Here is a 14,743-nt window from a genome sequence, read left to right as displayed (position 1 = left end):
GCTCACACCAACCCCTCCGACTGCAGGTAGTCGCGGGCCACGGTCTGTGCGTCCTCGCCCTGTAGCGACACCCGGTGGTTGAGGCGCATGATCTTCTCCGTGTTCAGCGTCGGCCCGATGGCGTTCAGCGGGTCGCGCATCGAGGGGTACTCCTCGATTGCGGTGCTGACCGTCGGGGCCGGGTTGTAGATGGGGAAGAAGCCCTCGTCGTCCTCCAGCGTGACGAGGTCGTACTTCGCTATCTTCGGGTTCGTGCTGAAGCCCATCCCGAACTGTGCCTCGCCCTCGCCGACGATTTGGTAGGTGAGCGACGGCCCGACGTTGCGGATGTCGAGTTCGCTCCGGATGTCGTCGAAACCGTAGGTCTTGGCTAGCCCCGGCCACCCGTCGGCGCGTTGCTGGAACTCCGGCCCCATCACGCCCGTCAGGTCCGTGTTGCCGCTGTCGACGTACTCGGCGAACCCGCTCAGCGTCTCCACGCCCGTCTCCTCGACCCACGCCGGGTCGGCGATGATGGCGTAGGTGTTGTTGAACGGCGCGCGATTCAGGTAGGCGAGACCGTAGTGCTCGCGGAACTTCTCGCGGACCGCCTCGTACAGTCGCTCGGCGTCAGAGATGACCCGTTCTTTCTTCGGCGGGATGGTCGCCCACGCGCCGCCGGTGTAGAACCAAAACAGGTCTACCTCGCCGTTGTCGACGGCGCGGAAGTTCATCGCGCTCCCGCCGAGACCCGTCTCGTCCAGGACCGTGAGGTCGGTGTTCGCGCGGAGCGACTCCAGCGCCATGTAGCCGAGGACGATGTCCTCGGTGAAGCGCATCGAACTGACCTTCACGCCGCCGGTGGCCCCGAGACTCACGCATCCGGCGGTCGCACCGGTCGCGAGTGTCGCCACGGCTCCCCCACCGGTACGGAGGAGGTCACGTCTGGAGCAGTCCACCGGCTACCTCGCTCCGTCGGACTCTGACGGGTCAAGCCGATGCGATGCGAACGCAGGCCGTACGCGGTGACGCGGTCCTGACATCGTGCGTACTCTTCGGTACGGTGAAAGACCGTTACGAACTGTGCTTGCGAGACCAGGCACCGGGGGCGAGCACCCGACGAGAGCGGTCCCCTCGTGGTCCTCGCAGGGGCCACCGGATACACTGGCAAGCTTTTTGCGACGCCCACGCGCACCCGGACCATGGTTTCCGAGCTGTTCGACGCAGAGAGGTGGGACCCCGTCGAGGGGTTCGACTTCCGGGACGTCACCTATCACCGCGCCCGCGAGCAAGGGACCGTCCGCATCGCCTTCGACCGCCCCGAGGTCAGGAACGCCTTCCGCCCGAACACGGTCGACGAACTCTACCGGGCGCTCGAACACGCCAAGCGACAGACGGACGTCGGCTGTGTCCTCCTAACGGGCAACGGTCCCTCCCCGAAGGACGGCGGATGGGCGTTCTCCTCCGGCGGCGACCAGGCCATCCGAGGTGCGGACGGCTACCAGTACGAGGGTGACGAAGCGGACGCGAGTGAGACCGGACGACTGCACATCCTCGAAGTCCAGCGGGCCATCCGGTTCATCCCCAAACCGGTCGTCGCCGTCGTCCCCGGGTGGGCCGTCGGCGGCGGCCACTCCCTGCACGTCGTCTGTGACATGACGCTCGCCTCGGAGGAGCACGCGAAGTTCCTCCAGACGGACCCCGACGTAGCCTCCTTCGACGCCGGGTTCGGGTCGGCGTACCTCGCCAAGCAGGTGGGTCAAAAGAAGGCCCGCGAGGTGTTCTTCCTCGGGAAGACCTACTCCGCGGAGGAGGCCGAGGAGATGGGGATGGTCAACGAGGCCGTGCCCCACGAGGAACTGGAGGAGACGGCGCTGGAGTGGGGTGAGGCCATCAACGCCAAGTCGCCCACCGCGATGCGGATGCTGAAGTACGCCTTCAACATGACCGACGACGGCATGGTCGGCCAGCAGGTGTTCGCGGGCGAGGCGACGAGGCTCGGATACATGACCGACGAGGCGGCAGAGGGACGGGACGCGTTCGTGGAGGGGCGGCGGCCGGACTTCTCGGACGTCCCGTGGCATTATTGAATCGCTCGTCCCGTAGCTGATTCCGGCGAGAATGGTCGTTTTTTATAACTTTGCGACGAACTAGTCGCATGCGTAGTGCCCTCCCTCGTATCGTTCTCGCTGCTCTCGGAACCGCAGTCGTGCTGTTCGGCGTCGCGTACCTCGAATTCGCCACCGAGTGGACGCTCGGACTGTCGTCGCTCGTACTGTTGGCTAGTATCGTCCTGGTCGGCTCTCTCACCGCTTCGGTTCGGGCGAGTCGCCGAAGGCGAGCGTCCTTGGCGGTATTGACCGTCGGTACCCTCCTGTTCGTCAGTGCCCTCCTCCACGACCCGGCGACGTGCCTCCTGGTCGAAACCGCGGGGGCACGGACCGGGTTCGCATACGACTGGTCGACCGGCGTGCTCCACTTCGGCGACCGCTACGGCGACGGCTACCGCTGTCACAAGCAGGTCAGTGCGAGTGTGGTCGGCGGCGGCTACGCCGTGGCGAGTCTCGGCGTGTTCGCAGCAGTCTCGGAACAGCCCAGTCGAGCGTAGGTTCAAGTACCGGAACGCGACCACCCACCTCATGCCCTGACCAGTCGCCGCGTACCGACCGAGGCGGGAGTGCGAGTCGTCGGCGCGCGTCGGATGTGAGTCTCGCCTGTTCGCCACCGGACCCGTAGCGCCGCCAGTCGCCCGGAACGGGGAGATTCATACGGCGGCCGCCCGAAAATCGGCCAATGGCCGAGACGGAGACATCGAAGGCGAAGGCGTGGGTGATGGCCGCGCGCCCGCAGACGCTCCCGGCGGGTGCGTCGCCGGTCCTCGTCGGGACTGCCCTCGCGTTCCACGCGGGGGTGTTCCGAGCGCTCCCCGCCCTCGCGGCACTCGTCGGCGCGCTCCTCCTCCAGGTTGGGACGAACTTCGCCAACGACTACTACGACGCCGTCCGCGGCGCTGACACCGAGGAGCGCGAGGGGTTCACTCGCGTCACCGCGGGCGGCCTCATCGACCCGCCCGAGGTCAAGCGGGCGATGTACCTCACGTTCGCCACCGCCATCCTCCTCGGCACCTATCTGGTGTACGTCGGCGGCCTGCCCATCGTCGTCGTCGGCCTCACCTCGGTCGCGGCGGGCATCCTCTACACCGGCGGCCCGTACCCCTACGGCTACCGCGGACTGGGTGACCTCTTCGTGTTCGTCTACTTCGGCCTCGTCGCCGTCACGGGGACGTACTACGTGCAGGCAGCGGCGGCGCTCGCCGAACCGTTCCCGTTGTGGCTCCCGTCGGAGACACTCCCCCTCGCCGCAGTCGTGGCCAGTCTCCCCGCCGCGGGCCTCTCGACGTGCATCCTCGTCGTGAACAACATCCGCGACCGGGAGACGGACATGAAGGCCGACAAGCGGACGTTGGCGGTCGCACTCGGCTACCGCGCGAGTCGCGTCGAGTTCCTCCTGATGCTCGGGATGGCCTACGTCGTCCCCGTCGTGTTCGCGCTGACGGGCTACTCGCCGCTGACCCTCCTGCCACTGCTCACCCTGCCGCTCGCCGCCTCACTGGCGGGGACCGTCCTCACCGAGACGAGTGGAGCGGCGCTCAACCCCGCACTGGAGACGACCGGAAAACTGCTGGCGGCCCACTCGGTGCTGTTCGCCGCCGGGTTCGTCGTGCCCGCAATGCTATGACTGCCGAGTGCGACCGCGTCGACCTCGAACCCTTCTCGCTCCGCCTCGCCCGACCCCTCGACACCGCGAGGGGGACCATCGATCACCGTGAGGGGTTCCTCGTCCGCGTCGCGTGCGACGGCGAGTCGGGCGTCGGGGAGGCCACTCCTCTGCCGGGGTGGACCGAGTCGCTCGACGACTGCGAGGCGGCCCTCGAACGGGCGACAGAGCGTGCCGGGAGCGACGGGTACGAGGCGGCCCTCGACGCCCTCGACGCCCGCGAGACGCCCGCCGCGCGACACGGACTCTCGCTCGCTCTCGCGGACGCACGGGCGCGAGCGACCGACGAACCACTTTACAGGTATCTCGGTGGCGAGGCCGAAGTCGACGCCGTCCCGGTCAACGCGACGGTGGGCGACGGCGACGTCGAGACGAGCGTCGCGGACGCCGAGTCGGCCGTCGACGAGGGGTTCGACTGCCTGAAGGTGAAAGTCGGCGCACGCTCGCTGACCGCCGACTTCGACCGCGTCGAGGCAGTCCGCGAGGCCTGTCCCGACGCGACCCTCCGCGCCGACGCCAACGGGTCGTGGGACCGCGAGACGGCCCGGCGAGCGATGGGGCAGTTCGGCGGCCACGGCGTCGAGTACGTCGAGCAACCGCTCCCCACAGGGGACCTGACGGGCCACGCCGACCTTCGGGGCGGTCCGGTCGGCGTCGCCCTCGACGAGTCGCTCGGCGAGCACGGCGTCGACGCGGTGCTGGCGGCGGGGGCGGCGGACGTCCTCGTCCTGAAACCGATGGCGCTCGGGGGACCGGACCGAGCGCGGGACGCGGCGCTCCGCGCGCGCGAAGCAGGTCTGGAGGCAGTCGTCACGACGACCATCGACGCCGTGTACGCGCGGACCGCCGCGGTCCACGTCGCCGCCAGCCTCGCCCCCCTCCCGGCGTGCGGGCTGGCGACCGCCGACTTCCTCGCCGAGGACCTCGCGTCGGACCCCGCACCGGTCGTCCACGGTGCGGTGACCGTCCCGGAAGGAAAGGGAAATGTACCCGCAGGGGGTGGTTCGAGCAGTGCGTGACTGGCTGAGCCAGCGGCGACGGACATCGCCCGAGGCGACGGCGCTCGTCGACGCCACGAGCGGTGCGACCCTCTCGTACGACGACCTCGACGCGTCGGTCGAGTTGCTGGCCGGTCGACTCGCCGCCGAGGGCGTCTGCGTGGACCAGCACGTCGGGATGCTCGTCGGCACCCGTCCCGCCACCGTCGAAGCCGTCCACGCGACGATGCGCGTCGGCGCGCGACTCGTCCCGCTCTCGACGCGCCTCACGACGGCGGAACTGGAGACGCAGGTCGACCGGGCGGACCTCGACCTCCTGCTCTGCGAGTCGGCGACCGAGGAGCGAGCGCTGGCGGCCGCCGGGGACGTCCCCGTCCGGTCGGTGGACGGCGACGGCGCGGCGACGAGCATCGACGCGACCACGCCCCGGCCGTTCGACCTGCCCGAGTGGGCGCTGAGCGACCCACTCGTCATGCTCGCGACGTCGGGGACGACGGGCACGCCGAAACTCGTCGTCCTCACGGTGGGGAACGTCCTCGCCAGCGCGACGGCCAGCGCGTTCCACCTCGGCGTCCTCCCGGACGACCGGTGGGCGTCCCCGCTCTCGACGAGTTCGATGGGCGGGCTTGCGCCCGTCTACCGCGCCGTGCTCTACGGGTCGAACGTTCTGCTCTGCTCGACCGACCCGGACGAACTGCTGGCGGCGCTCACCGAGTACGAGGCGACGGGCGTCTCGCTCGTCCCGACGCTCCTCTCGCGCCTACTGGACGCCGGGGCCCTGCCGGACTCGCTCCGATTCGTCCTGCTGGGTGGCGCGCCCGCCTCCGACGAACTCGTCGAGCGCTGTGGCGAGCGGGGCGTCCCGGTCTGTCCCACCTACGGGATGACGGAGACGGCCTCGCAGATAGCGACCGTCAGGCCGGGCGAGGCAACCGCCCACGTCGGGAGCGTCGGCCGTCCGCTCATGTTCACCGAGGTGACCGTCGTCGACGACCACGGCGACCCCCTCCCCGCCGGCAAGCCGGGCGAACTCGTCGTCTCGGGACCGACCGTGACACCGGGCTACTACGAGGACCCGGCGGCGACGGCCCGGGCGTTCGGCCCCTACGGATTCTACACGGGCGACGTGGGCTACTTCGACGGCGACGGTCGCCTCTGGGTCCGCTCGCGCAAGGACGAGCGCATCATCACCGGCGGGCAGAACGTCGACCCGAGCGAAGTGGCGAGCGTCATCCGAGAACTCGACGGAGTGGCCGACGCCGTCGTCCTCGGCCTCCCCGACGAGGAGTGGGGTGAGTGCGTCGCCGCACTCGTCGAACCCGTGGCCGGTGCCGACCCCGATTCGGACGCCGTCGAGGCACACTGCCGCGAGCGTCTGGCGGGCTACAAACTCCCGCGCGTCGTCGCGTTCGGCACCATCCCCCGGACGGAGTCGGGGACCGCCGACCGCGAGGCCGTCCGGACGCGACTCCGTCCGGTCCGGGAGGCCGAGGACTCGGAGACGCCCGACGAACCGGGCGTGTAACTGTTAACTGTCGGGTCGCCCTACCCCGGTCCGTGTGTACCCTCACCGTTGCCTGGCAGACGTTCCCCTCGCACCCCGTCGTCGTCGCGGCGAACCGCGACGAACGCTACGACCGCCCCTCCACACCGCCACATGCCTTCGACGTCGAGGGACGGCGGGTCGTCGCGCCGACCGACGACGAGGCCGGCGGGACGTGGATGGGGTACAACGACGCGGGCCTGTTCGTCGCGCTGACGAACCGCTGGGTACAGGTTCCCGAGGGCGAACGCTCGCGGGGATTGCTCGTCCGGGACGTTCTGGGGTGTGAGAGCGCCGAGGACGCCGCCCGACTGGTCGAACGCGAACTCGACGCGACGCGCTACGAGGGGTTCTACCTCCTGCTGGCGGACGCGAACGCCTGCATCCTCGTCTCGAACGACGGCGGCACGCACGTCACCCACCTCGACCCCGGCGTCCACGTCGTGATGAACGTCGGCTACGACACCGCGTACTTCGTCCCCGAGTTCCGCCCCGAACCGGCGGAGCGACAGGCCGAGAACGGCCGCCGACTGTACGACGCGCTCCAGCCGGACCCCGGCGAGTCGGCAGTCGAGTGGCGCGACCGGGCCGGGTCGGCGCTCGGCGACCACCGCTACGGCGTCTGCATCCACAACGAGGGCGAGTCCGGTGAGACGGCCGGCTTCGGCACCGTCTCTTCCTCGCTCGTGACCATCGACGACGACGGGCGGGGGGAGTTCCACTTCGCGGACGGCCCGCCGTGCGAGACGGCCTTCGAGCGGGTGGGCGCGGAGGCCCGAACGGACAGTCAGACTTAACCCGGGGAGCCCCCGTATTGACCGTATGAGCGCTACCGCGGAGGCCGACCTCTCCGAGGACGAGTTGGCGGGCCTCGAACTCGTCCGGGAGAGCGGCGGCATCCACCAGAGCGAGTTCTGGAAGGCCCTCGACGTCTCCTCGCGCAAGGGCAGTCGCATCGTCGAATCGCTCGTCGAGAAGGGCATGGTCCAGCGCGAGGACACCGTCTACAACGGCCACAACACCTACTTCATCACCCCGGCCGCGAAGGACCTCGACTTCTCACTGTTGATGGCCGGCGACATGCTCTCGCCGTTCGTCGCGGACGACGAACTCGGTGTCCAGAGCGACGCCTTCTCGCAGTGGATCATGCGGCTGGCCTACCAATAGCCGTACCTTTTTACTCGTCGGGTGTCCTCGCTCGCGCCTTCGGCGCTCGCTCCGGGCACCCCTCCTCGCAAAAATCTACGCTATCACCAGAACGCACAGCGTTCTGGTTAACAGCCGAAAGTCAGTGACTTTCGGCGATAAAAAGGGCCGGTTCCTCGCTCGCGCTCGGAATCGGAGAACCGCGTTCGTTCCACTCGCGCGGACACAGGATGGGTTCGTCCATCGGGACCGTACGACATCCGAGGCGCACCCGAAGTGCGTCCCCGACATACAGACGACTCGCTGTTAGACAGAGAGCGTCTGTCTAACGCTACTGGGGAGGTCCGGTCTCGGAACAGGTTACTCGTACTGACGCCATAGCTTACTACAGAAAGCAGGGAGAACCGCAGTATAGCTCCGCTCGGGGAACTTCATCGTTACCTCCATCTTCCGTGGTGTAGCTTCGACAAGCGCATCGAACTCGACCTCTGGTACTGCAATGAGTGTCCCAGCACAGTCGTACGTTGCAGTGTGGCTGATGAGTGGCCCCGATTGTCCGGGCGCGTTTGAACATCGATTCGGACAGTGGGTTTTCCGAGGACTCGGTCACGTCGGCGAGGGTACTGCCACCACTCCAGACACTGACGCCTGCTTCGAGAAGTGACCGTTCTTGGAGGCGGGTTTGAACATACGTAACGGCATGGTCTGTTGCTCGAAGCGTTCAACATCGACGGTGCTCTCACCGCTCTCGCATTACCGACCACGCGCACCTTCTCGACTGAACTGACAACGCTACGCCCCCTTCCCATAGAGTGGATAGCAGCGAACGAGTCGAACGGGGTGGTACACTCGCTTATCTGCTTGTCTCAGCGAATATATCATTTGAAATACACCACTATTTCTATACGAAGTACGGTCTTATCTCTCGCCACCTAATGCCGACACGCCGTACCTACCTGGCAGTAGCCGCAGGGGCTGGGAGCAGCGCGCTCTTTGGAGCCAGTGCAGCTTTGGCACCTCAGTCCACGCAGCCGTCGCTTCGCGTCGGGGCGACAGCACCAACGCTTGCGCACTACCGAGCGGCCGAAGCGTGGACGGGCGTGCCATATTTTGTTAGTGTTCACTATGCGTCTCCGCCGACGACGACGGCCGTCCGTGAAGAGTTCTTCCAGACACTGAGTACGACCGCCGCAGAGGGGCGAATCCCGATGGTAACCTGGCAGCCCCACCCGACATCTCCACCCCAATCGACCGAAGCGTCGTTTCTCGCAGCGATTGCTGCAGGCGAGTACGACGCACTGCTGTCGAGATGGGCTGAACGCCTCGCTCGGTGGGTAGCGGAGGGTAATGGTAGCCGCCGATTCTACTTTCGCCCGTTCCCTGAGATGAACGGGAACTGGGCACCGTACTCTGTCGATGGAACGACTGGCACGAGCAGTGAATTCGTCGCTGCCTGGCGGCACGTCTATTCATACGTGATGAACAACAGTCCGCTCACAGCAGCCGATGTTCAATGGGTCTGGAACCCGATAGCGCGCGATTTCGGACCGACACCTGCAGAGGCGTACTTCCCCGGTGCTGATGTTATCGACTGGGTTGGTATCGACGGGTACAACTGGGGCGACGTCGGTGCCCACGGCTGGCGGCCACCCACTGATGTGTTCCGACCGATGGTCGAGCGCTGCCGTGCCCTCACTGACGTACCGCTGTGCATCCCCGAATTCGGTTCGTCTTCACAGATTGCTGGTCGGTTCGACCCGGCACGAAAGACTGGCTGGCTCCACAGCGCGTTCGACCTCTTCGCCGACCTCAACGTCCAGTTCGCGTGTTACTTCGACATCGACAAGGAAACCGACTGGGCCGTCTTCGACACACCGACAGCCCCAACCGTCATCAACGAACGGGGAACCCGCGTCTACCCAGCCTACAAAGTGGAACTTACGACTGCTCGTGTTGGTGGGCAGCCGACAGAGCACACCGAGGCCGTTTTCAGAGGCATGATAACACCATAGGTCGGTAGACTGTGCGGCAGCGAACGCTTTCTGCCGGAACTGGCAACACGGATTCTCGATATTCAGAAATTAGATTTTATCAGTTGTACATATATACGAAGTGGTTGCTGGCGCGTATATATCGGTTCGGTTGCTCATTCAACTGTCAATTCCAGATAATCCCTTAGTGGAAACCCCATGAGCCCGCGAAGATTCGACGAAAATAGTCACCCGCTCTATCACGGTATATTAAGATATATTGACATATTTGGCGGGGTTCGGATTGGCTGTCAACCAAATGAGAAGAGAAAACGCTACTGACCGAAGACAGCTTATTGCTGTATCAATTGCAACTATTTTCTCGCTGACGCTCTTGCTGTATGTTCTTGATTGGCAAGTCGTCATCGTCTGTGCCGCCGTCGCAGTCCTGGGATTCATCTATCAAGTGGGTACAGCGACGATTCAAGAGCGCTGGCCTAGGGCGACGACACCAATCCCTGTCTGGGGGGTGTTGTTCATCGCAGGCATTCTGCTATTCATGTACCTCTATGCCGTCAGTGGGATTCGAAACCCCGTGAGCTACGTTCTTGCGTACGCACTCACGTTCGTCTTCTTCGACGTGTGGTTCGTCCTACCACTGGCGTGGCTCCATGCCGCCGAATCACACGACGATTCGAGTGCACTCCCCGACCCAGCACCGCCCGTGGCGGTGCTCGTCCCCGCGTACAACGAAGAGCAGTATATCGGTCGCTGTGTCGAGAGTCTCGCCAAGACAACGTATCCTGGCGAGGTCGAAATCGTTGTCATCGACGATGGGAGTACTGATGGAACGTACGAGGAAGCACTGGCCATCGACAGCGACCGCATGCGCATCCTTCAGAAAGAGAACGGTGGGAAGTTCTCGGCACTGAATTACGGGCTGGAACACACAACAGCAGAACTCATCCTGACTGTCGATGCGGACTCACTGGTTGCAGAGGATGCCATCGGGAAAATGGTCGCAAAGCTCGTCGAGAGCCCTGACGTTGGTGCTGTCGCCGGCACCGTCCGATTGCTGACTCGCGAGTCATTCCTCGAAAAACTCCAGTCGCTGGAGTACGTCTTCGGTATCAATTCGTTCCGTCGAGCGTTCGATATCTGGGGCGCAGTCAATGTTGTCCCCGGGTGTCTCGGTGGCTTCCGCCGCACGGCACTCGAAGAGGCTGGTGGATACGCCGGTGATACGCTCACGGAAGACTTCGAAATCACCGTACAGATTCTCCGCCACGGCTGGCAGGTCCGAGCGTCCAATGCGACCGTCTACACGGAAGCACCGGATACACTTCGGAGCCTCTACAAGCAACGGCTTCGCTGGCGGCGCGGAACCGTCCAGACGCTTCTCAAACACCGCGATGTGCTGTTCGCCCCGCAGATAGACAACTTCACGAGCATCGTCTACCCGTACATGATGTTCTCACGGCTGTTGTTGCCATTCCCGAGTCTCGTCGCACTGGGCGTCCTCGTCCACCTCTATCTCATCGAAGCGTACGTGTTTTTAGTCGCACTCATCGTCTCCTTCCTGTTGCTGCAGACGTTCGCTATCCTGTTCGTGCTACTTCTCGACGATGAAACCTTGCTCCTCATCGGCTTCGTGCCAATATATGCGACGTTCTTCAAGTACTTCATCGACATCGTCACCCTCAAAGCGATGTTCGAGGTGGCCACACTGAGCGACCTGTCGTGGACAACGGCCGACCGACAGCGCCAACGCCAGCCCACCGCACAGACCGAGCAGACAGGTGGTCGCGGTGACTGATATACCGCGCCGAAAGGCGTTGCTCACGATGGGCGGAACTATCACCGCGAGCCTTGGGTCGTGGTGGGGGGCCGAAGCGGTCGGCCCTGACATCTACCAAGCCGCCTATGACGCGATAGATAACTCCGAGGCAGATTACCAGCTCAATCCGGTCTTACAACAGCAGAGTCGCGAGCTCGTCGCGAAGAGCGGAACGCTCGTCGACGACTTCGCAAATCCTGACCAGTGGAAGGTGCTGGCAGGTGCACTCACTCCCGAGACCGATGAGACACATGGGCAAGGACCAGCCATTCGCCTCACGACGGAGGACGACCCGGCAGTTCTTATCGAACGAGCGTTCGACGAGCCACTCGACATCACTCAGCAGAACCTCTCGATGTGGTTCCGCCACACCACGCAGAACACACCAGTCGTCCGCGTCCGCTTACTAGCGCCGGACAGAGACAATCAGGTCATCATCTCACAGTACACCGACGGACACCTCACCGAGTTCTGGCGAGCGATGGAGTGGGGACCAACTGGTGAAGTTGGTGACCCGAATCTCCAGCAGATAGAGCGGGTGCAACTCGAGATCTCTACCGACGCGACCAACGAGACGCCACAGGTTGAACCAGTGGTGCTCGACGACATCTGGAGTACGCCGAATTACCGCACGGGGAGTGCGATGATTATCTTCGACGACGGCCGTGCCTCTATCGAGAACGCCTACGAGGAGATGGGTAAGCGCAACATGCCTGGGGCGATTGCGGTCATCCCCTGGCTGTTGAATGCGCCGAGTCAAATTACTCGTGAACAACTCGATGAGTGGACCACAGCTGGCTGGGACGCCGTTGCTCACCCGCAAGTCGAGAAGCCACTCCCAGCGTATTCGCCCGACGAGCAGCGACGACTCATCCGGCGGACGAAGTCATGGCTTGTCGCCAATGGCTTCACCGAGGGCGCAAACCACATTGTAACACCGTTCGGCATCGCCAACAAGCAGACGCTGTCGATTATCGCCGACTACCACGCGACCAACTATGTCGGTGAAGGTCTCTTGAGTGGGACCCCGCCCCGTGATCCACTAACGATGGAGCGAGTCAATGTCGATAGGTCCGAACAAGCGAAAGCACAGATTCGACGCGCAGCCACATACAATCAGTTGGTTATCCTCACGGTCCACACGGTCGGCAATCCGAAAGACGACCGTATCTCGACGCCCAAATTCGTCGAGTTGCTTGACCTCATCGAGGAACTAGAGCTCAATGTGACGACCCCGACGCGGTATTGGTCGGAGGTTCTATCGGGCACTCCCTGAGAGGCTGAGAGCCACGCGAAGTATTATATAAGTGTGGGATAAGGTCATTCAGAGAATAAGTAGTTTTCTGCTCAATGGCTGTTGCACTTGCGGTACGCGTCGAACGCTACACGCAGAGCGTGGGTGTCTCAGCCCTTCTTGACAGTCACCCACAATCGGTTTGTCAGATACTTTCCGATTCACCGTATGGACGACCGTCTTCGTCGGGGGCTGCTCAATGTCCTCATCGCCGTCGTCGGGAGTCTCGCACTGGTCGTCAGTGGCCATCCACCTCCGTGGAGTCCGGGCGTGTTCGTGGGTGAGAGCAGTTCAGTGGTCGGTCCAGAACCCGTTCCCCCATGGCTGGGATGGGCTGTGGTCGGAGCCTTCCTCGGAATCGGCAGTATCTGGATTGCGCTCTGGTACTATTCGAAGTGGTCGAGGGCTCCATTCGAATTCACCAGCTGATACACTCGCGGCACGGGTCGAACGATACAGAGGGTCTGTTTTGCACCGTGAGCTGACTGTAGCCGAGGTATTCTGTCCACTACTGTTCTTCGATTGACTTATTATATCTGCAATCTATTATTCACTGATGAATATCGAGTCGTTTCGGCAGCAGCCCGCTCTCACCGGGTTGCTTCTCGGACTGGGTATCTGGACTGCAGGGTCAAGCCTCTCTGTCGGAACAGGAATCGTCGCACTACTATTTTTCGGTATTGGTGTCGTTCTCACGGTCTTCGGAGAGCGTCCGATGCGACAGGCAGGGAAGGCGTTAGTGGCTACTGGTGTGACCGCTCTCTACCGGTCGCCTCCGATGTTGCAACCGCGATACTGGACGAACTCGAACCGTCACGCTTCTGAGTGCAATCGATTATTCTGATACCTGTAAGACTCGTGGCACGCGCCGAGCGATAGACTGAGAGCGTACGTCTATCGATTGGTGATGGACTACCGTTGCGTCCCCGCCGTCATCGAATCCCGAAGACGGCGAGGCACGTTATCCAGTCGTCTCCGTCCGGGTTTGGGACGTTGATTGCCGCTGAGTACGCTCCTGAGTTGAGCGTGGCCGACTCGTTGATGTATCCGACGACCGTTTTGGCGGTCCACGTCTCCGAGTCACCGGGTGCGACCGTCAGCTTCCCGCCACCAGAACTCTCCTGTTCAATCTCGGACCAGCCGGATGCACTCTTTTTCCACACCGACCACGAGTACGGGTTGAATGTGAGGTCGGCTTCTGACTCGTTTGTGAGGGTCAGTTCGAGCGAGTCGGGCGCGTCACCGACTGTCGGCGATGGGAGGAGGTACACCGAGGCTGTATCGGTCTCAACCGTCTGCGAACACACAGTAGCGTCCCCATCCCCGGATGGAGGACACTCGAAGCTCTCAATTTCCTCTGCCGATACTGGCGTGGCCGTTTGGTCTGTGGATTGCTCAAACCCGACGGAGGTACAGCCACTCAAGAGCGTGATTCCAGTACCTATCGAGCAGAGGACCGAACGCCGGGACCAAGGGCGAGGCATAACAATAATTCAAATTCTGATTAATATATGTTTTCGGGATAACCGGACCTGAACTCGTTGATACACACGCGACACGTGTCTAACAGCTGGCTCACTCCAATCGAGGCCGAAAATATCTCCGTTGGGTTCGCCGCCGGAGGCGCAGCCCCCGCGAAAAGCCGCCGATTCCCCGCGATCGCTCAGACGGACACTGGACTGCGCTCCACTTCGTTCCACTCCCCGGCGACGCAGACTGTCCCGCCGGTCGTCAACAACCGTTATGTTCTGTCACTCTGATATGTGGCGATTGTCGTGTCACAGTCCATCGAACCCGCCGACAGCGGCGCGATTACGAAGGGCTACGAGCAGATACTCGCGGAGGCGAACGAGGCGATTCACACGTATCCCATCGAGGAGGCCGTCGAGCGGTACGAGAAGGGCGACGCGGTGTTCGTCGACGTGCTCGACGCTCCGGAGCTCCGGAAGAACGGACAGATATCGCGTCCGGTGGTCCACGCCTCGCGCGGGATGCTGGAGTTCCACCCCGACCCCGAGAGCCCTTCCTTCGTCGAGGAACTCGGGGACGGGTCCGGACTCGTCTTCCGCTGTGCGGTCAGCGGACGCTCTGCGCTCGCGGTACAGTGCGCACAGGAGATGGGCCTGCACAACGTCGCCAGCGTCGCGGGCGGGTTCGACGCGTAGCAGGGGGCCCGACAGGCCGGTCGAGGACGCGACC

The 14,743-nt window shown here is 63.7% G+C and carries 13 protein-coding genes; 11 read left to right on the top strand and 2 right to left on the bottom strand.

What is annotated here, in order from left to right:
- Positions 1-2: 2 nt before the first annotated feature.
- A complete protein-coding gene (locus NKG96_RS07465; protein ID WP_254537902.1) occupies positions 3-893 on the bottom strand; it encodes a glycine betaine ABC transporter substrate-binding protein in 891 nt (296 codons plus the stop codon).
- 288 nt (positions 894-1,181) lie between these two features.
- Between NKG96_RS07465 and NKG96_RS07460 the strand changes: the two genes are divergently transcribed.
- The 10 genes from NKG96_RS07460 to NKG96_RS07415 all read left to right on the top strand — a co-directional run bounded on the left by NKG96_RS07460 (position 1,182) and on the right by NKG96_RS07415 (position 12,526).
- Positions 1,182-2,069: a 1,4-dihydroxy-2-naphthoyl-CoA synthase gene (locus NKG96_RS07460; RefSeq protein ID WP_254537901.1), complete on the top strand. Its 888-nt coding sequence runs from the start codon at positions 1,182-1,184 to the stop codon at positions 2,067-2,069.
- Positions 2,070-2,335: 266 nt separating this feature from the next.
- Positions 2,336-2,587 (top strand): hypothetical protein, encoded by a 252-nt coding sequence (locus tag NKG96_RS07455; protein WP_254537900.1) that lies wholly within the window; start codon positions 2,336-2,338, stop codon positions 2,585-2,587.
- Between the two features lie 185 nt (positions 2,588-2,772).
- On the top strand, positions 2,773-3,717 hold the full coding sequence (locus NKG96_RS07450; RefSeq protein ID WP_254537899.1) for a 1,4-dihydroxy-2-naphthoate polyprenyltransferase: 945 nt from the start codon (positions 2,773-2,775) through the stop codon (positions 3,715-3,717).
- The gene (locus NKG96_RS07445) at positions 3,714-4,775 is read left to right on the top strand and encodes a mandelate racemase/muconate lactonizing enzyme family protein (protein WP_254537898.1); all 1,062 of its coding nucleotides are present in this window, start codon (positions 3,714-3,716) and stop codon (positions 4,773-4,775) included. Before NKG96_RS07450 ends, NKG96_RS07445 begins: the two co-directional genes overlap by 4 nt.
- Positions 4,768-6,279, top strand: a complete 1,512-nt coding sequence (locus NKG96_RS07440; protein WP_254537896.1) for a class I adenylate-forming enzyme family protein — start codon at positions 4,768-4,770, stop codon at positions 6,277-6,279. The genes NKG96_RS07445 and NKG96_RS07440 overlap by 8 nt, the downstream gene beginning before the upstream one ends.
- A gap of 32 nt (positions 6,280-6,311) precedes the next feature.
- Entirely contained in the window at positions 6,312-7,094 is a 783-nt protein-coding gene (locus NKG96_RS07435; protein WP_254537895.1) for an NRDE family protein, read from the top strand.
- Positions 7,095-7,119: 25 nt separating this feature from the next.
- Positions 7,120-7,464: a helix-turn-helix transcriptional regulator gene (locus NKG96_RS07430; RefSeq protein WP_254537894.1), complete on the top strand. Its 345-nt coding sequence runs from the start codon at positions 7,120-7,122 to the stop codon at positions 7,462-7,464.
- Between the two features lie 1,187 nt (positions 7,465-8,651).
- A complete protein-coding gene (locus NKG96_RS07425) occupies positions 8,652-9,455 on the top strand; it encodes a glycoside hydrolase family 26 protein (protein ID WP_254537892.1) in 804 nt (267 codons plus the stop codon).
- A 277-nt stretch (positions 9,456-9,732) separates the two neighbouring features.
- Positions 9,733-11,229, top strand: a complete 1,497-nt coding sequence (locus tag NKG96_RS07420; protein ID WP_254537890.1) for a glycosyltransferase family 2 protein — start codon at positions 9,733-9,735, stop codon at positions 11,227-11,229.
- Between the two features lie 28 nt (positions 11,230-11,257).
- Positions 11,258-12,526, top strand: a complete 1,269-nt coding sequence (locus tag NKG96_RS07415; protein ID WP_254537888.1) for a polysaccharide deacetylase family protein — start codon at positions 11,258-11,260, stop codon at positions 12,524-12,526.
- Between the two features lie 950 nt (positions 12,527-13,476).
- On the opposite strand, the gene NKG96_RS07410 is transcribed toward NKG96_RS07415, so the two are convergent.
- Entirely contained in the window at positions 13,477-13,851 is a 375-nt protein-coding gene (locus NKG96_RS07410) for a hypothetical protein (protein ID WP_254537887.1), read from the bottom strand.
- A 468-nt stretch (positions 13,852-14,319) separates the two neighbouring features.
- Here NKG96_RS07410 and NKG96_RS07405 point away from each other — a divergent pair, with 468 nt between their 5' ends.
- Positions 14,320-14,709 carry a rhodanese-like domain-containing protein gene (locus NKG96_RS07405; protein ID WP_254537885.1) on the top strand — a complete coding sequence of 130 codons (390 nt, stop codon included), beginning with the start codon at positions 14,320-14,322 and terminating at the stop codon, positions 14,707-14,709.
- The last annotated feature ends 34 nt before the right edge of the window (positions 14,710-14,743 follow it).

This window comes from Halomarina litorea (assembly GCF_024227715.1).
Taxonomy (GTDB): domain Archaea; phylum Halobacteriota; class Halobacteria; order Halobacteriales; family Haloarculaceae; genus Halomarina; species Halomarina litorea.
Note: the sequence above shows the minus strand (reverse complement) of the source record. Positions and strands in the feature narration are given on the sequence as shown.

What these genes read in the sequence shown, in the direction of transcription:
- NKG96_RS07460 (WP_254537901.1), top strand. Translation starts at nt 1,182, where the DNA reads ATGGTTTCCGAGCTGTTCGACGCAGAGAGGTGGGACCCCGTCGAGGGG.
- NKG96_RS07450 (WP_254537899.1), top strand. Translation starts at nt 2,773, where the DNA reads ATGGCCGAGACGGAGACATCGAAGGCGAAGGCGTGGGTGATGGCCGCG.
- NKG96_RS07445 (WP_254537898.1), top strand. Translation starts at nt 3,714, where the DNA reads ATGACTGCCGAGTGCGACCGCGTCGACCTCGAACCCTTCTCGCTCCGC.
- NKG96_RS07430 (WP_254537894.1), top strand. Translation starts at nt 7,120, where the DNA reads ATGAGCGCTACCGCGGAGGCCGACCTCTCCGAGGACGAGTTGGCGGGC.
- NKG96_RS07425 (WP_254537892.1), top strand. Translation starts at nt 8,652, where the DNA reads ATGGTAACCTGGCAGCCCCACCCGACATCTCCACCCCAATCGACCGAA.
- NKG96_RS07420 (WP_254537890.1), top strand. Translation starts at nt 9,733, where the DNA reads ATGAGAAGAGAAAACGCTACTGACCGAAGACAGCTTATTGCTGTATCA.
- NKG96_RS07415 (WP_254537888.1), top strand. Translation starts at nt 11,258, where the DNA reads ATGGGCGGAACTATCACCGCGAGCCTTGGGTCGTGGTGGGGGGCCGAA.